Raw genomic sequence first — 20,957 nt, 5'->3', positions numbered from 1 at the left:
TTATTGATAAACTCTTACATATTCAATTTCCATAGACGACTGTGTAAATGCTGGATCTATGTCTCCACCAAAAGTTCCTCCCATTGCTACATTTAGAATTAGGAAAAAATCACTATTAAAAGGTGAAGCACTGGTGTTTGTATAGGTATGATATACTGTATCATCTACCAATATTTTTATAACATCTGGAGACCACTCTACAGTATAATTATGAAATTGATCTGAAGCAGCATCAACTACTGTAGTGCTTCCGTCTGCACTACCTGCAAAAGCTTCTGGATAATGTAACGTACCATGTATTGTGTTTTGCTGGTTACCTTTATGTTCCATAATATCTATTTCTCCACAAGCTGGCCATACATTTGTCTGATAATTAGAACCTAGCATCCAAATTGCAGGCCAAGTACCTCCTCCTGATGGAAGTTTTGCTCTAACTTCTACACGTCCATAAGTAAAATCAAAAAGACCTTCTGATTTTAATCTTGCAGAGGTATACCCACTTCCTGTTGATATTGCAGTAATTTTCAATACTCCGTCTATAACTTCTGCATTCTCTAAATTGTTGGTGTAAGTTTGTGCTTCTTGGTTTCCCCAACCATCTGTTCCATTCCCTAAATCGTAAGTCCAATTTGCTGGGTTTGGCGCTCCATTGGTATCAAACTCATCTGACCAAAGTAAATCTGTGTAAATGGTTTCAAATCCTGTGGTAGCACCTTCTTCTTCAGAAGTTATTATAAACCACCAATCAAACTCACTATTACCATCAGTTGTTCTAATAGTAAACTCATTTGGAATATCACGACTAAAAATTTCATATTTATGATCACCACCTGTATAATATCCAATAAACCCTAAACCAGTAATGTTTATTGTTTCTACTCCACCAGGTGCTGTAATTACCCAGTTTTCTGAATAATCTTGATAAGGATAATTTTCTATATCTGCACCAACAGGAGTCTCACTGTGTGGACCTAACTCTGTAATTAAAGGTTCTCTTCCAAAAACAGTACCTGTAACGTCTACTGTAGGATCATCATTCGTACTATTAACTATATGAGTAAATGTTCCGTCTGCATTAAAAATATAACGATCATCGTACATACCTGTTGCAGATTTCTCACCAGGACCTGCTGCATACCATTCTGCTGCAACAGCACCACCCACTGGTCCAAGTCCAAAATGTGCTTGTTTTTCTGACTTAATTCTCCACGTTTTAGAACCATCACCAACCAATGCACTTAATAAATCTGCTGGTGGAGCATAAGTTGCTAAAACATCAATATCTATAGTAGCTGTTGAAGAAACACCTCCTGTACCATAAGCAACTACTGTTACTGTGTATGTATTAACACCTAAATTTGAAAACGTGTATGATGTAACTCCTGAAGGAGCATTTTGCTCTGCATTTCCAAAACTGAATTTATAACTTAATGCATTATCTGCTGTTGCTGTAAAGTTAACCACACCACTACCATCTCCATTTGGATTAGTTGCATCTTGACCAACTATTTCTGGTACAATAACAATATTTGATGGTGCAACTATGTTTCCAAAAGTTTGGTCTTCTTCTTGGCAACCAGAAAACAAGGCAGTTACAAGAATAAATGCTATTATTTTAAATCTATTTTTCATCTTCTATTTTTTAATATTAATTGCTGTAAATAAAGTATAGATTTATAACTAGTTACTTGATAAAGACACGTCATCAATATTAACCATACCTATTTGTGCTCCTAAATCAAAAAGAACACGAGCATCAGGAGCTCCAAAATCTGTTGCAACTAAAGTCAATGTGTATGTTGTTTTTGTTGTTGTAATATCCACCGTTTCTGTAGTGTTAGACCAAGGATCTGCACTTAAACCAATACCAGCAATAATTGATCTATCTACATCTGACCAAGCATCAAAAGTTAGTGTGTAAGTATTACCTTGAATTATTTCTAGTTTTTGACTAAGATTTACATCGTAAGAATTTCCTGCTGTAGTAACATCTACTGAATAATATGTATTACCTGCAACTGTAACCACAGGTATAATAGATGCATCATCTACACCTATAATCCAAGCCTCACTTCCACTTTCAAAATTACCATTAACTACAGTGTTACCTGTACCAATAATTAAAGACACATTATCAATATTAACCATACCCACTGCTGCACCTAAATCAAAGATTACACGAGCATCAATAGCTCCAAAATCTGCTGCACTAAGTGTTAAAGAATATGTCGTGCTAGTAGTTGTAATGTCTACTGATTGAGAATCATTAGACCAAGGGTCTGCGCTTAAACCAATTCCTGCAACAATAGCTCTATTTACATCTGACCAAGCATCAAATGTTAGTGTATAAGTATTACCTTGGATAATTTCAACTTTTTGACTTAAGTTTACATCGTATGGATTTCCTGCAGTAACTACATCTACAGAGTAGTAAGTATTACCACTATTTGTAACTACAGGAGCAATAGCTGCATCATCTACACCAATTATCCAAGCTTCGCTTCCATTTTCAAAATCACCATTAGTTAACAATCCATCATCAAATGTTCCAGTAGTAGCACTTTGCTTATAAAAGTAAAAGTTGTCTATATAAACTATATCTGCAACTACATCTGCATCAATTAAAATTTGTGTGATTTTTTGTGTGTTTGCCAAGTTTCCTCCATCAAAACCTGTCATATCAATATCAATACTTTGCCAAGAACCACCTACTGTTGCGCCTAAAGACTCGACATCTTCACCACCATCAATAGTGTTAACAATTTTTACTAATAATTCGTTATCAGTTCCTGAAGGTACCCAATAATCGATATGTAACATTTCCATAGCAGAAACATCTATTCCGTTATCGTAGTTACTAACCATACCTACAAAATCTAAATTTGTTAATCTCCAAACATTATCACTACCTATAGTAGTCGCTTCAAAACCTGAAGCAGACCAAACTGTTGGCAATTCGTTTAAAGTAATGTTAGCATATGCATCACTAAAAATAGATACAACATCACCTGCGTCTCTGTTAGGAGGCGTTGGAGCTGGAGTTAAAGGTGCTAATATTTCTGTTACTTCAAAATCTTCTGTGTACGAAATAGTATCTACTGAGCCACTATTAGCTGTTACTGTAATTGTGTAAGTACCAGCTTCATCATATACAAATGAAGTTACGTCACCAATATTAGATGTTAAAACTGTTGCTGCTGCGTCTCCAAACTCTACTTGATAAGACACTGCAAAATCAGCTGTAGCTATCACATTTACTTGTCTAGACACCGTTGGATCATTCTCGATAGTTACTACTAAGTTTTCTGGTGCTTGGAATGATACTACTATAGTTTGTGCTACAGTAGTTGTTTTTCCATTAATACCTGCAGCAGCAATTACGATTTCGTAAGTTCCTTCTAAATATGTGTTTTGAGTACTTTGACCAGGATTTAAAAGTCCTGAATCTGTACCAGAGTCATCACCATAATTAACTCTAAAATTAGCCACATTTTCTCCTGTTGGAGTAATGGTTACTAAACCAGAATTATCTTGAGCAATTGTTATTACAGCTGCTACATTAGTTGGTGCTGGTAAAGCACTAACATCTGGTAAATCATCATCTTGAGAGCAACCAATAATAGATGCTACTACTATGAATAAACTAAGGATGTACTTAAAATTTTTCATGCTATGTTGTGTTTTAATTTTCATATTTATTTTATTAATAACCAGAGTTTTGTGTCCAACGATTACCTGTTAATTCTATTTCAATTTGAGGAATAGGAAATACTTCATGCTTACCTGAAATAAAACCATCAATTTCTGAAGCTGCACGACCCGTTCTAACTAAATCGAAAAAACGATGTCCTTCACCTACTAATTCCACACGACGTTCTTGATAAATTGCTTCTGTTAAGGCACTTCCTGTAACCGTAATGTTGTGGTCCATATCACCAAAAGCACGTTGTCTTACTTGATTTAAGTAATTTTGAGCTCTGTCATCTGCTATAGACCCTCTATTTAAAGCTTCTGCTGCCATTAATAACACATCTGCATATCTAATAGCTCTGTAGTTATTAGGATTGGTCAAGTTTTGATCACCAATATTAGAATCGCCTTGACGTGCTATATATTTTCTGTTGTAATAACCTGTATGCTCATTACCTGTTCCAAAAGTTGCTCCTGTAGCAGTAGCCCAAGCATTAATATCTAAAATTGCGGTTTCTAATCTTGGATCATCACTCTCAAAAGCATCCACAGCTTCTTGAGTTGGCACATTGAAACTAAAACCAGAATCAAACAATGGTCCATTATAATTACGGATTCCGTTAAAACCAACAGCTACGTTACCTTCACTACATTGTAAACATCCAAATCCAGCACCTTCTAAATCGGCATATTGTACTTCAAACACAGACTCGATACTATTCTCATTATCGTTTTCAAAAATGGTTGTATAATCTGCTACTAAATCATGAGGACCAAAATTTATTAAGTCTTCCAAAACTAATGCAGCTGCACCAAATTTATTTTGATATAAGTAAACTTTACCCAATAAAGCCTCTGCTGCACCTTTAGTTACACGACCTAATTGCGTTTGAGTATATGGTAAATTATCTGCTGCATAAATTAAATCTAATTCAATTTGTGCATAAACTTGGGCTTTTGGTGTACGGTCCACTTCAAATTGGTCTCCAAATAAGAAACGTTGATCAACAATTAAAGGCACATCTCCAAACCATTTCACTAGCTCAAAATAATAATAGGCTCTTAAAAATCTAGCTTGCGCTAAAACATTTTCTTTACCATTAAACTCTATTTTATCTTGAAACTCTAAGATGTAATTTGCACGATTTACACCAGCAAACATCCAGCCCCAAATTGAACGTAATTGCTCGTTATTAGGTGTATGAATCATATCATCTATTTGCTGAATTCCTGGAACATCTGTTGCACTTTCTCCTCCTGCTAGAGTGTTATCTGATGCAATTTCTCCTAGCATAACATTTAAATAGGTGGATTGTAACAAATCGTATGCACCTATTAAAGCGTCTTGATAATCTTGCTCTGAATTAAAATAGTTTTCTGAACTTTCATTTTGAGAAGCGACATCTACAAAATCATCACTACACGAAATAATTGTAAAAGTCGAAACTAAAAAGACGATTATATATTTTATTTTTTTCATTGTTTAAAATTTTACGTTTGTTCCGATTAAAAATGTTCTTGGGTTTGGATAAAAACCGCTATCTATTCCACCTCCAATTGGAGCGCCATTAGATGTTGTTGGGTCAAAACCTCTGTATTTTGTTAGTGTAAAGGCATTACTTACAGACGCATAAACTCTAATATTATCCAACCCTATATTTTGTAATTTATCTTGATTAAAAGTATATCCTAATTGTACATTTTGAGCTCTGATGAATGAACCATCCTCTACAAAATAATCAGAAAAAACTGCATTAGACGTTGCGCTATTTGTAACTCTTGGATCTGTGTTTGATGTTCCTGGACCAGTCCATCTATCTAATACATAACTTGTAAGATTAGTTTTGGCACTGTTTCGGTCATAGTTTCTAACAATATCATTACCTACAGACGCAAAGAAATAGGTTTGAAAATCGAAATTTTTATAATCAAATGATAAATTTAAACCCATTGTAACATCCGGAATTGGGTTACCTATAAATGTTCTATCATCTGCATCAATAACACCATCTTGATTAACATCTACAAATCTTAAATCTCCAGGTTGTGCGTTAGCACCTAAAGCTAATTGTGATGGATGCGCATCAACTTCGGCTTGGTTTTGAAAAATTCCATTGGTTTGCATTCCATAAAACACACCTATTGGCTGTCCAACTTGCATTCTAGAAGGTGGATTTGCTTGACCAATACCAAAGCTACCTCCAACTTCATAACCTATGCTATTGTTAACTTCAACTACATTATTATTTAAAGTTGAAATATTGTAGCTAATATTAAACTTGAAATTATCTGATAATTGATCTTTGTAAGATACAGCAAACTCTAATCCACTATTTTCTACCGTTCCAGCATTAACAATTGGATTACCAGAACCTGGAGCAGCTCCTCCTAATATTAACGAACTTTCAACAGGAAGTAATAAATTTTCTGTAGTGCGTTTAAAATAATCTGCTGTAATATCTACTTTGTTGTTAAATAATCTTGTTTCAAATCCTATATCAAATGCTTTTTGCTCTTCCCATTTAATTTCTGGATTAGATATCGCACCAACTGCAGTACCAAGTGCTAATGCATCATCTAAAACATAAACACCTTCACCATCTAATAATGATTCAAATCTAAAACCAGGAATCCTATCGTTACCTAAAACTCCGTAAGAACTTCTAAGTTTTAAGAAATCGATGGTATTACTACTTGATAAAAAGTCTTCATCAGAGATTACCCAACCAATTGAACCTGAAGGGAAAATTCCGAATTTATTTTCTGGACCAAAAGCTGTAGAACCATCACGTCTTACTACTGCAGAGAATAGGTATTTTCCTTTATAGTTATATTGTAATCTTCCAAAATAGGATAATAACCTAGAATCGAAAAAGCGATTACTTATTTGAGCATAAGGATCTGTAATGGTAGTGGCATCATTAATATCTGCATCGCTAAACATTGTATTTTCAGGCATACCGTCTCCAACAGATAAGTAATAATCTCCTGTTGATTTAAAAACTGACGTCCCTAAAGTTGCTTTAATATTATGAGTATCATCATTTAACGATGTTTCATAATTAACAAAAGCATCAAATGTATAATCTCTGAAAAAGTTTATGCCTTCTGTAAATTGTAAATTTTCGGTATTATCAAATACAGAACCATTTCCATACTCGACTATAGGATTAAGTCCTCTAGTTCTTACCTCTGAATAGTTCCATTGATAATTAGCTTCCGCACTAAACCCGTTTAAAAATTTATAATTTAAACCAAAAACACCACTTAGTTTATCAACTTTGGTTCGGTTAAATGTATTTTCGATTTGCTTTAATGGGTTTACAACCTCTATTGGATAATTAGCTGAAGACGTATACTCTCCATTTTCGTCTCTTGGCGCATCTGTTGGTGCAAAATTAACTGCATTAAATAAAACAGAACCTAAGCCACCTTCTGGTAACGCTTTTCTTAATGTCCCAGTATATATAAGATTAGCCTTTAAGTTTAAATCTTTAATAATCTCTAATCCATAATTAGCACGTGTTGTGTAACGCGTAAAATTAGCTTTACTACCTCCAATAATACCATCTTGTGTTAATAAAGATGCTCCAAATGAATAGGTAGATTTTTCTGTACCACCACTAGCTGTAATAGCATTGTTAAATATTGGCGCAGTTTCAAAAACTTCATCTTGCCAATCTGTTCCTCTATTTAATCCAAAAGTATCAGGAAAAGGTAAAGTACTTCCGCTAGCTGCAGCTGCTTCGTTTTTAATTAAAGCATACTCTGTAGCATTTAATAATGGTATTTTTCTTGTTGTTTGTTGGAAACCAACATAAGAGTCGTACTGAAACGTCATTGGCTTATTTTTACGACCCGTTTTAGTAGTAATTAAAATAACTCCGTTGGCAGCTCTTACACCATAGATACCTGCTGTCGCGTCCTTAAGTACTGTATAGCTTTCTATATCTCCTGGATTTACCACACTTAAATCTTCAATAACATTACCATCTACTAATATAAGAGGTCTATTGTCACCATTAGTGGATACACCTCTAATTCTGATATTAGAAGCACTACCAGGTGCACCAGATTGTGATGTAATATTAACACCAGCCACTTGACCTTGTAAAGCTTGCTCTATACGTGTTGGTTTAAGCGCTTCAATAGTTTCGCTAGATACCGTTGATACAGCTCCAGTGACTTCTTTTCGTTTTTGAGAACCATAACCTATAATAACAACTTCTTCTAATGCTTCAACATCCTCAGTTAGTTGTACATTAACAGGATTACCATTAGTAATTACAACTTCTTTTGTTTTGTATCCTATATAGGAAAAAACTAAAGTTGAATTTTTAGCTACCTTATTAATGGTATAATTACCATCAAAATCTGTGGTAACACCATTAGATGAGTTTTTAACTAGAATATTAACCGTAGGAATAGGTAATCCATCCTGTTGACTAGTTACATTTCCTGTTATTATATACTCCTGAGCAAATGCTGAGAAAGCCATTAATAATAACAAAAAGGAGAAAAAAGTTTTTTTCATGTTTAAAAGTTTTTGTGCTTTTATCAAATTTATGCAGATAAAATGCTGATTTGATAATTTTAACCTCAACAAAAAACATACATCATAAAAAAATTACGATTTAATTATCTAAATCTCATTAAACATAAGCATTAACCTTATTTTAACATTTAAATCTATAAAGCCCATAATTACTAGTAAAATTAGGTTTGTTGTGGTAATGTATAGGTATTTTAACTAATTGTAGTGTTGCTATATACTCAAGATGTAGTCCGTTAAATTAACATCATGCTCTAATTCCATCTTTTTACGCAAACGATATCGTTTAACCTCTACACTTCTTGGAGAGATATTAAGTAAAGGAGCAATCTCTTTTGAAGATAAATTTAATCTTAGATAAGCACACAATCTTAAGTCGTTAGATGTCAAGGCTGGATGTTTAGTTTTTACCTTTTTTAGAAAGTCTTTATCTGCATTATTAAATGCTTCTTCAAACAAATTCCAGTCATCTTTATTATTAATATTTTTATCAATAATTCTAATTACAGATTTTAGATTAGCACTTTCGACCTTATCATTTAGCTCGCTTTTTATGGTATTTAAAAATTCATTCTTTTTAATTAAGCTCATTGTAGAAATTGCTAATTCGCGGTTTTTATTATCAATTTCTTGTCTTAATTTATCATTATTTAAAGTCATTAGTTGTTGTTTAGTTTCTAAATCTTTAAGCTCTAATTCGCGTTTTGACTTAAGCACTAATTTTTCTTTTTGCTTTCTGTAATACAGTTTATAAAAATAATTTATTAGAAGAATAATAATGAAACCGATCACACAATAGACCATTATCATAATGTTGGATAAAAACCAAGGCTTGTCTATTGTAAATGTAAAACGGTCTTGATTAGTCACCTCTACACCTCCTACTCTAGCTTTAACAATAAAGGTATATTCACCATAGGGTAAATTTTTATACAACACTTCTGCATTTGTACTCCATGTACTCCAATCCTCATACAAACCTTCTAGTTTGTGTGCGTACTCCGCTTCTAAATATTTGTCATATTCCGCAACACTGTATTTAATTTCGATGTTATTCTCTTTATTTTTAAAGACAATGTCATCTTTTAAACTAATTAACGTTTTTGATTTTTGAAGCGGTGTTTTATTTATTGAATTAATTTCAACTTGATAAGTTTTAGGTTTTAAATTAGAAATATCTAAAGTTATATAGCCTTTTGATGTCCCAAAAAGATACACATTAGGTTTTAGTTTAAAAATACTTTCATATCCTGATAAGCCTTCCCTTAAAGCGTTTGGCAAAGCTATAAAGGTAACCTCTGGTGTTGTACTTAATTTACCTGGACTTACATAATTAACTCCTTTTTGAGTGATTAACCATAATGCATTGTTTTCGTGATCTGTTATAATTTTACCAGAAGAGTAGCCTTGAGTTTTATAAATATTACTTAAAATAGTGTCTTTGACAAATGCATTATCCTCTAATTGCTTTTTAAAAACACCTTTCTCTGTTGCATAATACAACGTATTGTTATTGGTTGTTAGTGAAGAAAACAAGCCTTTTTCTAGAGTTTCAATTTTAGAAATTTGCGTTGTCTTTGTATATTCTGGGTCAACTTTTATTTTAAAAACACCTTTATATTCATGATTTACTAATATTTCATCGTCTTTTGAAAAGACAAAAAATCTTGAGGAATTATTAAACCCTTCAATCTTATTTCTAAATTGCCAAAAACCATCTTTTTTTTCTAAAATATTAAGCCCATTATAATTACCTTGTATTAGTAAGTTTGGATTATCTTTAATTGCTTTAATATCCCATGTTCCTTCAACAGATGCAATACGTTTTGCCACATTATTATTAATAATAAATGTACCCGAATTGTGACCACAAAACAATTGATTATCAATAATCTTAAGACTCCAAACTTGACCATTAGTATTAATTACTGGTTTAAAGTCGGGTTTATCTATTTTTTTATAAAATAACCCTTGATTAGTCCCTAAATAAAGTGTGTTATCATAAATTAAAGAGGTGTAAACAGTACCTAAAGCACCATGATCATCATTAAAAATCCTGAAAGGAGAGTTAATATTTATGCAGTTAATACCATTATCTAAGGCTAGCCAAATATTGCTTTCTATATCCTGGAAAATAGACAAAACGGTGTTGTTTCCTAATCCATTGGCTTGGTTTATATTTTGAAAAATTTTACCGTTTGCGTCTATTTGAATGATTCCGTTAGAAATTGTTCCTAGCAGTAAACTAGCGTCCTGTAACTGAAGACTACTATATATTGAATAATTTGATAATTGAGGATTTAGATTAACATCCCAATCTTGAACTACATTGTTTTTAATAGTTACTACACCATGATTTTGAGTAACAACAAGCAAATTATTTTTAATAGTGTAAACACCTACTATTATTTTATTTTCAAAATAATTAGATTGTAACACAGGTTTAGGCACACCATTTTCTAATTTTAATAAACCTTCTACTCTGTCTTGATAATAAATGGTATTATTAACCTTAAACATCTTTATTATACCAGCTTTAGACGTAGTTATCTTAAACTGATCTGTTTTAGTATTATAAATATAAATACGACTTAACGATTGAAACAATAACCAATCCTCCAAATGTGTAATTTTCCAAAATTGTTCGTCTTCTAATAATGTACTCTGGATTTTTTTTGATAATGACGTGTATTTTAAATCGCCAACATCTGTTCTGGTCCAGAACCCAAAATCCATATAACTTCCTGTGTACACCTTATCTTTTACAACATTTACAGATCTAATAATGGTTTGATTAGGTGAAGGATACAAACTCCACTCTGACCCATTAAATTCTAACAAGCCTTTAGAGTTTGCTACATAAATGTGTTTATTATTACTTTGGGTTATTTCCCAATTTTGATTTTCGGCATGGTACTGTTTGGGAGAAAAATATTGTATTGGAGGTAAATCTTGTGCATCAGATTTTGTGGATACAATAAAAAAACATAGCAAAATCAAGGCTTTACTAAAGTTATACCAATTATTACAATTTAATTTAAGCATTAAGCAATATACAACTTTGTATGGTTAAATTATACTATATAATTAAACTATACTAATGCTTATAATTTATAACATGTTACATTTTAAACTATTGGAGGTGGTACCATCCATGATAATAACGCAATAATTATAATTGTAATAAGAATAATAAGACCATTAAATTTCCGGTTACTCATAACAAAATTTTTATTGATGAATCGTTAAAACAGTATTAGTATGAAGTTGTTTTAAGGTTGAAAAGATGTCAGATTTAAACACACCAATTTTTCTTAACAAGCGTGGTTTTTTGTCAATTACACACATGATGCCATCTAAATGAGATTGCGCATAGGCTTTTAAATTATATGAAGCACCTGTGTAATGCAACGCTGCTGTGTGTCCTGATATCTGTTTTAGATAGTCAAGCATAGCTTCTAGATTGTTAGAAGCAGTATCACTTAATGCGTTTTGTTTTTCTAGTATTAAAACAGTTATTTCTAAATTGGTATTTTCTAAAATATTTAAAAATTTATCTATTTGATGGGTATTTACCTGCTGCTTAAAATCTGAAGCAATTGTGATATTAATTTTATTACTTGTTGCTGCATGTGGTGGTACAATTAAGACAGGACAACACCTAATTTTTTCAACAATACTTTGTGTTTTTTTACCTAGATTTTTCTCCTTTTTGCTAGTAAGAATAATAAGGTCAATGTTTAAATCTTTTATATTTTTTTGAATACTTAGTAATAATTCTGAACAATCTGATACTGCAAAAAATTGATGATTTAATGCCTTACAATTTAACGTATAGCGTTCTACCAATTTACCTAATTGCTTTTGTGCATTTTGTTTAGGCTTATCAAACCAATCTTCATCTGCTTGTAGCAATTGTATCGCATCTAATCCATTAGCATCATATGAATACGTATTTAAAAAATAAAACTCACAGGTCTCATGTTTAAAAAGCTTGAGTACATAGTCTATAGTTTGAAAACTATTTAAAGTAAAATCTGTTGGAATCAGTATTTTTTTCATCTTGTTACATTTTAAATTAATATTATACTTTTTAAGACTATGCTTACCCAGCACTTTATATCTGAAAAACCCAATTTTTAGCTACCTTTTAAACCTTTCTAAATTGGTATAAAACTTGATTCTAAAGTCATGAAGCTCTTTAATAACTTGGATATATTGCTGTCTTTTTAATTCGTGTATTTTAGCACGACTATCATTATATTCTGTTTTTCCGTATTCTATTTCATTTATAATTTCTTGTTCATATTTGCAAAAATTAGCCATGCTTAAGGTGAATTTTCTGCGTAAAGCCAACATATTATTGGACGTGTCTATATTTTTAATTAGCTGTTTTTCAATATTATTAAAATGCTCAAACTCTTTAACTGCTAATTCTAGTACAGTAATCCAATGATTGGTCTCCTTACAATCTTTAACTAAGCATACACGTCTGTGCGATTCTATTTTATAAGCTGAAGCTGTATTCAATTATTAATTAACTTTTAAAAGCGTGAACTTACCTTGTACTTTATTAAAAAACTCGTCTTTAAGTCTTCTGTATTTATCTAAATGATATAAATAGCTTCGTCTGTAACTTTCATGCTCTGTTATGTAAATCATATCGCATTGCGTATCCTCACATTCGATAATATTTAATCTGGATTTAGAATAGGTGTTTAGGGCATTTAAAAGCGTTTCATTTTCAATTTCTTTTTTCTCAAATCTATCCACCACACTTTTGTCATCTAACTTATCTTTTAATTCGTTTTGACAAATATTGATTAGATTAGATAGTTCTTTTTTTATGTATTTTAAGTGATTGATCCAATTGTCTAGTTCCATTGTATTTATTTTATGGGTCACATCTACATTTGTATCATGATCAAAAATTTGAATGTTTTCTGTTTTCATAATAATCTGTTTTAAATATGTATGTCAATTCCTTTTAAACTCTCTTCCTTTTGGACATCAATAATCTTAATTTTTTGTGCACCTCCAGGAAAATCCCAATCTATAGTATCATTTTTTGAATAGCCTAAAAGTGCTGCTCCCATTGGAGCCAAAACGGACACTTTATTAAGTGCCACGTTTTTGTCCATTGGTATTACGACTTGTAACTCCTTTTCCCAACCGTTTTCTGACGCTATAGTAACGATACTATTAAAACGTACTATATCTTCTGGTACTTCGTCATTATTTACAATTTGAGCAGTCTTTAACTCTTCAGATAATTTTACTAAAGATTTAGTGACATTAGTATCATTTCCATATCCCGAAATATTGAGTATACGCTTTAAGTACACATACTCTTTTTTTTCTAAAATTAAACTTCCGTACTTCATCTTATGTGTTTTAAAATCAAGGAAAAATACCTCTTTGTATGTATGCTTTTTCTATACGTTGTATGGCTATACAAAATGCAGCTGTACGTAAATCCACAGTTTCATTTATTGCATAATCAAATACTTTATTAAAGGACTCTTTCATTTTTTTATCCAATTTAGCCATCACCTCGTCCAATTGCCAAATCTCTCCATTTCGGTTTTGTAACCATTCAAAATAACTACCAACGACACCTCCTGAATTACATAAAATGTCTGGTATAATTGTAATACCTCGTTCTAACAAAATCTTTTCTCCTTCTACATTTGTTGGTCCGTTTGCACCTTCTGCAATTAATTTTGCTTTAATTTTTGGTGCATTTTCTTTTGTTATTTGGTTACCTAAAGCAGCAGGAATACAGATGTCACAATCTAAAGTGAAAAACTTTTTATTATCCACCATTTTAGAATCTGGGAAGTTTACAATACTACCATCGTTAATTTGACTGTATTTAAATAAATCCTCAACGTTTAATCCGTTTTGATTTTGAATACTACCAGAAGCATCTTGTACTGCTACCATTTTTGCGCCATCTTTTTCTAAAAAATGAGCAGCCCAATAACCAACATTACCAAAACCTTGTACGATAAACTTTTTACCTTCTAAACTTGTATTAGTTTTATTTGCCCAAAATTTAATGGACAAATACACACCATAACCTGTTGCTCTGTCACGTCCTTCTAATCCACCACTTGCATCAGGTTTACCTGTAACGACGTGTTGATTAGCAGTACGTTCTGCTGGTGGACGTGTACTCATGTAGGTATCTGCAATCCAAGCCATAGTCTGACTATTAGTATTGACATCTGGAGCAGGAATATCATGTTCTGGTCCAATATTATCTGCTAAAGCAAACGTAAAACGTCTTGTAATACGCTCTAACTCTGATTGCGAGTACTTTGAAGGGTCTATTTTAATACCTCCTTTACCTCCACCATATGGCAATCCTGCTAATGATGTTTTCCAGGTCATCCACATTGCTAGCGCTCTAGCTGCATCAATATCTACTGTTGGATGATAACGTAAACCACCTTTATATGGTCCTAAAGCATTATTATGTTGCACTCTATAACCTGTAAAAATCTCAACATCACCATTATCCATTTTTACTGGAAAATTGACTAAAATTTCATTATTAGTGATACTTAATATTTTTCTAATATTTGGATGTAAATTAATATGGTCTGCAGCACTATTAAACTGCTCCATAACATTATCCATCATACCTCTGACTGGTACTTTTTTTGTTACTTTTTTCAAATCTGCTGTTACTGTTGTCATTGTAATGTGTTTGTTATTTTTATTTGAAATAGCGATTGATTATAGATCTTTCGTAATATTTTTGTGAGATATATCTATCTCTAGCTTGGCTTTTATTAGATTTTTTTTCTAAAGAATTTTTGCTGCCAAATACTGAAACTATTGTGTTAAAAAACATAGCTTTTACTATTAAAGGATTAAACTAAAACTAACTCTTGTTCTGGTTGTTTTACTTGTTCTAAATTTGGTTGGTTTGGTTTTAATGCATCAAACTCGCTACATGACCAAACAGTATTTTTATTGGTTGTTAATACACAATAATTGCGATGTATACAATTTGGACAAATATTAAAATGACTCATAGGTGTAAAATTTATAATCTATATACCAACCTATTGGCAATGCATGTGCCAAATGAATAATGTAACCTGTCACAAATGCAAAAACCCCTTTAAATAAAGGGGTTAGATGATTTTATAAAATAAACTAAAAAATTACAAGTGGTGCAAAATTACCCAACTGAGTAAAAATGTACCACTACAAAAAAAGTCTAATCGGATAATTTTTGACGAATAGTTTTTCTGTCAATTTGAAGAATCTTAGCAGCTTTGGTCTTATTGTTTCCTGTAGCTCTTAGTACTTTTTCTATGTATTGCTTTTCAATGACTTTTAATGGTTGTAATGTGTCCGAAGCGTCTTGCAATGTATATTTTAAATGCTCTGGTAAATGACTAACCTCAACGGTTTTATCACTAAGTATCACTGCACGTTGGATAACGTTTTCAAGTTCTCTAATATTTCCTGGCCAATTGTAACGTTCTAATATTTTTAAAGCTTCTGGAGTTATTTTTACATAGCCATCCTTATACTCTACACCATATTTAAACAAAAACTTATCTACCAATAATTTAATATCGTCTTTGCGCTGTCTTAAAGGTGCTACATCAATCTCTACAACTGTTAATCTATAATACAAATCTTCCCTAAAAGTTTGCTTTTGAATCATGTCGCGTAAATCACTATTGGTCGCAGCTATAATACGTATATCTACTTTTTCTGCTTTTGTAGATCCTACTTTTACCACTTCTTTTTCTTGCAACACACGAAGTAATCTAGATTGCACTGTTAATGAAGCATTACCAATTTCGTCTAGAAAAATAGTCCCTCCATTTGCTGCTTGAAAAAACCCTTCGCGATTAGTTTCTGCTCCTGTAAAAGCTCCTTTTAAATACCCAAACAACTCTGCTTCTAATAGGTTTTCTGGTATGCCACCACAATTTACTGCAATAAATGGTGCTCTAGAAAATTTACCTTGATAATGAATGGCACGCGCAACTAGTTCTTTTCCTGTACCACTTTCACCTTTAATAAAAACAGTGGCTTTATTGTTTTTAACACGTTCAATAACCTGAATTACAGTATTAATTTTATCGGAATGCCCTATAATTTCGCCGTAAGGCTTATCACTATTAATTATTGAGTTTTTAGGAGATTGCGTTACGCTATCTGAGTTTACCAGACATTTATCCAACGCCATTTTAAGCTCGTCTTTAGTAAATGGTTTAGTCAAATAATCCACAACTCCAGATTTTATAGCAGCTAATGAGTCCTGAACCGATGGATATCCCGTTACTACCAATTTTGGCATTTTAGGATAGTGCTCCGACACAAATTTAATAAGCTCTGAACCATCCAATTCTGGCATTTTTAAATCGGTAATTAATAAATCTATAGTCGAATCCCTTAAAATACTAACTGCTTCTTTAACAGAAACTGCTTTAAACACATGATAATTCCAAGATTGCAAATGACGTTGCAATAACTCTAAGATATTTACATCGTCGTCAACTATAAGTATGTTTTCTTTACGTAATTGCATGAATATCTGTTATTTTGGAAGTGTAATAGTAAAAGTAACGCCTTTATTTTTATTGTTTTTTGCGGTAATTGTCCCTTTGTGCGATGCCACAATACCATGTACCACACTTAGTCCTAATCCAGAACCGTCACCAATAGGTTTGGTAGTAAAAAAAGGTTGGAAAATTTTATCCAAATCTGCTTGATTAACACCTTCACCTTCGTCTTTAATTTTTAAAACAATTGCCTTTTTAGTGGTTTTAGCTTCAATTGTAACCAACCCTTGCTTTGGAGAAAAATAAATAGCATTAATTAATAAGTTGAAAATAATTTGAGTTAATTGTATTGGATCTGCACGCAATAACAAGGCCTCTTCTTCTATTTTAACAATATACTTGACCTCTTCTTTTCTAAAAGTGGCATCTAGTAAATTTATTGCATTTTTAATGTTTGGCACTAAATTTACTTCCTTCATTTCTTGAGGCATTTCGCAAGCAAAAAACATTAACTTTTTAACAACTTCTCTGGAAAATATAGCGTTTTTAATAATTTTATCTACATCCTGAGAGGCTTTTATATCTGTTTTTAAATCCTCTTTAAGCAACTCCGCAAAGCCTAAAATATTAGCTAATGGTGTATTTAGCTCATGTGCTATACCAGCTGTGATTTCGCCTAAAATACTTAAACGATCTGCATGTTCCATTTGTCGTTTAAGAGAGGTTTCGTTTTTCTGAATTTCGATACGTTCTAGAAAACTACCTATTTTAAGTGCTATATTATCTAGTAGTAATTGTTCTTCGTTTAAAAAATCGTTTTGAGTGCATTGTGCTTCATTTAAAAAAGCGGTTAACGTCCCTTTGTCTTCATTAAACAATTTTATTTTAGACTGAATACTTATGCTGCTTTTAACGTCATTACACGTTGCTATGCTTAACGTAGAAGCATTAATCTGAATGTCTGTTTTTTTGGGATATTGAAATCCTTTTTTTATACTAAACACTATGGCTTGTAAAGTATCCTCGATTAACTCTTCGTTAGCATTACCTATTATTGAAGATACCTCATACAAACAGGTCAACTCCTTAATACGTTCTTTTAATGCTTTTTCAGTAGTATTCATTTACATTATTTTTAGACCAATTGTTTAATTTATGTTGTAAATATCAACTTATATTTTTTTTAAATACAGATATTCTGACGTTTTAAAAATCACGTAATATAAAGCAAACTTTAATTTAAAGCCAGATAGGTTTGATCCTAATTCTAGCTTTGTTATTGTGTTTTCTTTGGTGTTAATTTTGAGTGGTTTTGTTTTGCACCAATCAATTTTTGCGTACACTTGATTTTGAATAGGATCCACCTGAAAAGATTTGGTTTCTCCATCTTTAATGGTATCTATTTTTTTATTATTTATATAAATTTGGATTGCTCTAGCTTTATTAGCGTATTGCTTTAGTCGTTTAATCTCAATTATACTATTTGGCATTTAGTAACGAATTATTATTTTTTACAACAAGCCTCTAAAAATATAATAAACTGTTTATTTGACATACTACTTTAACTTTTAAACTTAACTTATCCTGAGACTAAAAATAATAAAAAGCAAAAGGTCTAACCTATACGTAATTAGATTAGACCTTTTTAAAGCGTATTATTTAAAACTGTTTTTACTTAATATAGTTTTTAAGTATTTTTTTAAGCAATGCTATATCTTCTGTAGTATTGCGTTTTAATTTCCCTTTATTATCTGTTTCAAATAAAGCGTAATCAATAGTCACAAAATTGATATCTTTTTTAGCTATCATTTCTTTTCTTCTATGATTGTACTTTTCTATTTGTTGTCCTCTAGTAATACCACTTGTGGTTAACTGTTCTAATTTTGCTAATTGCGCTTCGGTTTTATTTTTTCTTTCAGCAAATTCAATTACTAAATTAGCGTCTTTATAAAATGCTGCTACAGGTAACAATGTTCTGGTTTTACCTTTTTTATGCATATCTCCAAACAACCAAGCAAAGGTATGCTTACGTGATGCTTCTTCCTTTAAAACCTCATCACATAAGTTTATGATGTAAAACTCGTCTGTACTTTCGCGTTTAGCTTTAGCAACGTCTTTTTTAGAAACTGTACTAATATTTTCATTTTCAGGAAATGTAGCACCTTCTCTTAAAAAGTACCAATATGTTGCTGCTTCTGCACGTTCTGGATGCACTCTTGGTATAGCTTTTAGGTTATCTTCATTATCTAATGCTCTCAGGATTTTTCTAAGTGGTAATCCTTTTTTTTGATCTTTCACAAAAACACCTGCATTAATTAAATCAGACATGATATCTTTTGCTGGTATCCAATCTTTATCTGTATTAGTCGCAAAGTAATGATCTATTACTTTATTAATTTGAGCGACTTTATCCTCGTTATTACGATTATTATTCATTTTTATAACTTTTTATATTACTTGTATTAACTACAAATAAAACGCTGCAAGATAAGTCAATATTTTTTTGGATTAATTATCCAAATTATTTAATTAAAAAATAAATTTTAAAACCAACCTCTTAGGCTATAAAAAACTAAAAATTGCTGGTCATTAAATTTACTAATAACATAAAACCTTCTGTTAAAACTAACAGAAGGCCTTACTAACTTAACTAAAAAACTACTATTAAAAAACTACTTGATATTAAGGTTTAAAGAGAATACTGCAAGATTAGTGGATATTACACTACTTGTTAACCGCTGTGCCCAAATCTCAATATAATCTCCAGGTGCAAGCTCCACAGTTCCTGAAATGGCATTACTAGTAACATCTAACAAATCATTTACACGCATTACAGTATTAGTTTCTACCAATGTATTTGTTCCGTTTTTTTTGATATAAAAAGCATAAAAATTACCCACACTTGTTAAACCCCTAGCAGACACGGTTGCGTTAATTTGAAATGTTCTAGTTTTTTTTCCTAAATAAGTTAATCTATTATTTTGAGGAGAAGACATCCTAAGTAAATTAACAGCAGTTGTCGTATTTGAATTACTGTTTCCTGTTAAATTAGCATCCGTTCCTGCACCACTACTAAATGTTTGACCAAAACCTGATGTTAATGTCCCATTATAATAAATATTCCCTGAAGCCAATTGGTCTGATTCCACTGGTATACCAGGACAATCTACCGTCCACGAATTATCAAAATTATAGCCTACATAAGATCCTAAAGTGTATCTTTTTATATACTGTGTACTAGTGCCATTAAAACTAACTCCTGTTAAAACACCTGTACCAACTGCAGGATTACTAGAAACATCAATACCAATAGCCGATCCATTAACCTCTGAAAAACCACCTTGTTTTTGTATAAAATTAAAGTTTCCTGTAAATGTTTCATAAGTACCTGCATTTGTTGATAACCATCCCATGTTACTTAACAATAATTTTGTAATATTACTATAAGTAATACCTGTTGTGTTACCTACAAATTGTACGATACTAACAAACGTTAATCCAAAACCACTTATACTACCCACTGAAGCGGAATTAGCTACAACAGCATCCCTAAAAATAAAACTATCTGTATTTGTACCAGCTATCCCAAATACAGTACCACCTGGAGCTGTTAACGTCACACCTTTAATACTACCGCCTTTAGTACCAGAAAACATGGTGCCTCCTGATTTAAATAAAATATCCTCATTAGTATCAAAACCTATGATATAGGCATTATTTAAATCAATGGGATGTAACAACGCGATTGTACCATTGATTTCATATAAGGTATCCGTAGATAAAAGATAAGTTGATCCTCCTCCAGCTACAAGCTCTGCAGCTAAATCTGCTTCTGATTGAATTAATTTATGCATGCTACGTTTAGCAGAATCTATTTTAGACCATGCACTAGATTTATAAAAATAAAAAGCGTTTTCGGTTGTATCATATACTAATAATCCATTTGCTGGACTTGAAATAGCTGTTCTTTGGACAGTTGTCATTCTTGGAGTTAACATACCTTTTTCAGTAGACGTTATATCTAACATAGATGATGCCTCTGGGTTTACAGTACCAATACCTACTTGAGCTATAGCTACACTAGTTACACTTGCAAATACAGCTAGTGTTAGTGTTATTAATTTTATGTTTGAAATTTTCATAACTTATAGTTTTTAAATTTTTTATGAAATTATTTT

Annotated in this window: 16 protein-coding genes; all 16 read right to left on the bottom strand. The window is 31.8% G+C overall.

Features of this window, described 5'->3' with window-relative positions; translation table 11 throughout:
- The 16 genes from M890_RS0107940 to M890_RS0107860 all read right to left on the bottom strand — a co-directional run bounded on the left by M890_RS0107940 (window position 1) and on the right by M890_RS0107860 (window position 20,921).
- Complete coding sequence (locus tag M890_RS0107940; protein ID WP_028283020.1) at window positions 1–1,632, bottom strand: glycoside hydrolase family 16 protein; 1,632 nt, start codon at window positions 1,630–1,632, stop codon at window positions 1–3.
- 48 nt (window positions 1,633–1,680) lie between these two features.
- On the bottom strand, window positions 1,681–3,669 hold the full coding sequence (locus M890_RS16935) for a carbohydrate binding domain-containing protein (RefSeq protein WP_232219142.1): 1,989 nt from the start codon (window positions 3,667–3,669) through the stop codon (window positions 1,681–1,683).
- Window positions 3,670–3,703: 34 nt separating this feature from the next.
- Window positions 3,704–5,170, bottom strand: coding sequence for a RagB/SusD family nutrient uptake outer membrane protein (locus tag M890_RS0107925; protein WP_028283019.1), 1,467 nt, complete (start codon window positions 5,168–5,170; stop codon window positions 3,704–3,706).
- Between the two features lie 3 nt (window positions 5,171–5,173).
- On the bottom strand, window positions 5,174–8,224 hold the full coding sequence (locus tag M890_RS0107920) for a SusC/RagA family TonB-linked outer membrane protein (protein WP_028283018.1): 3,051 nt from the start codon (window positions 8,222–8,224) through the stop codon (window positions 5,174–5,176).
- A gap of 231 nt (window positions 8,225–8,455) precedes the next feature.
- Window positions 8,456–11,287 carry a triple tyrosine motif-containing protein gene (locus M890_RS0107915; RefSeq protein WP_084553615.1) on the bottom strand — a complete coding sequence of 944 codons (2,832 nt, stop codon included), beginning with the start codon at window positions 11,285–11,287 and terminating at the stop codon, window positions 8,456–8,458.
- 186 nt (window positions 11,288–11,473) lie between these two features.
- A complete protein-coding gene (locus M890_RS0107910; RefSeq protein WP_028283016.1) occupies window positions 11,474–12,304 on the bottom strand; it encodes a universal stress protein in 831 nt (276 codons plus the stop codon).
- A gap of 81 nt (window positions 12,305–12,385) precedes the next feature.
- Window positions 12,386–12,772, bottom strand: a complete 387-nt coding sequence (locus M890_RS0107905) for a hypothetical protein (RefSeq protein ID WP_028283015.1) — start codon at window positions 12,770–12,772, stop codon at window positions 12,386–12,388.
- 3 nt (window positions 12,773–12,775) lie between these two features.
- Complete coding sequence (locus tag M890_RS0107900; protein ID WP_028283014.1) at window positions 12,776–13,195, bottom strand: hypothetical protein; 420 nt, start codon at window positions 13,193–13,195, stop codon at window positions 12,776–12,778.
- Window positions 13,196–13,206: 11 nt separating this feature from the next.
- Window positions 13,207–13,626 (bottom strand): GreA/GreB family elongation factor, encoded by a 420-nt coding sequence (locus M890_RS0107895; protein WP_028283013.1) that lies wholly within the window; start codon window positions 13,624–13,626, stop codon window positions 13,207–13,209.
- A gap of 16 nt (window positions 13,627–13,642) precedes the next feature.
- On the bottom strand, window positions 13,643–14,947 hold the full coding sequence (locus M890_RS0107890; protein WP_028283012.1) for a Glu/Leu/Phe/Val family dehydrogenase: 1,305 nt from the start codon (window positions 14,945–14,947) through the stop codon (window positions 13,643–13,645).
- 176 nt (window positions 14,948–15,123) lie between these two features.
- On the bottom strand, window positions 15,124–15,288 hold the full coding sequence (locus M890_RS16725; protein WP_157243268.1) for a hypothetical protein: 165 nt from the start codon (window positions 15,286–15,288) through the stop codon (window positions 15,124–15,126).
- 188 nt (window positions 15,289–15,476) lie between these two features.
- The gene (locus M890_RS0107880) at window positions 15,477–16,805 is read right to left on the bottom strand and encodes a sigma-54-dependent transcriptional regulator (RefSeq protein WP_028283011.1); all 1,329 of its coding nucleotides are present in this window, start codon (window positions 16,803–16,805) and stop codon (window positions 15,477–15,479) included.
- A 9-nt stretch (window positions 16,806–16,814) separates the two neighbouring features.
- Window positions 16,815–17,903 (bottom strand): sensor histidine kinase, encoded by a 1,089-nt coding sequence (locus tag M890_RS0107875; protein WP_028283010.1) that lies wholly within the window; start codon window positions 17,901–17,903, stop codon window positions 16,815–16,817.
- A gap of 48 nt (window positions 17,904–17,951) precedes the next feature.
- Window positions 17,952–18,269, bottom strand: a complete 318-nt coding sequence (locus M890_RS15930; protein ID WP_051437486.1) for a hypothetical protein — start codon at window positions 18,267–18,269, stop codon at window positions 17,952–17,954.
- Window positions 18,270–18,450: 181 nt separating this feature from the next.
- Window positions 18,451–19,215: a hypothetical protein gene (locus M890_RS0107865; protein ID WP_028283009.1), complete on the bottom strand. Its 765-nt coding sequence runs from the start codon at window positions 19,213–19,215 to the stop codon at window positions 18,451–18,453.
- 236 nt (window positions 19,216–19,451) lie between these two features.
- The gene (locus tag M890_RS0107860; protein WP_028283008.1) at window positions 19,452–20,921 is read right to left on the bottom strand and encodes a phage tail-like protein; all 1,470 of its coding nucleotides are present in this window, start codon (window positions 20,919–20,921) and stop codon (window positions 19,452–19,454) included.
- Between the last annotated feature and the right edge of the window lie 36 nt (window positions 20,922–20,957).

Origin of the sequence: Olleya marilimosa CAM030, assembly GCF_000518485.1 — a bacterium.
Lineage (GTDB): Bacteria > Bacteroidota > Bacteroidia > Flavobacteriales > Flavobacteriaceae > Olleya > Olleya marilimosa.
The sequence above is the reverse complement of the archived record's forward strand: the minus strand, read 5'-3'. Positions and strand labels throughout refer to the sequence as shown.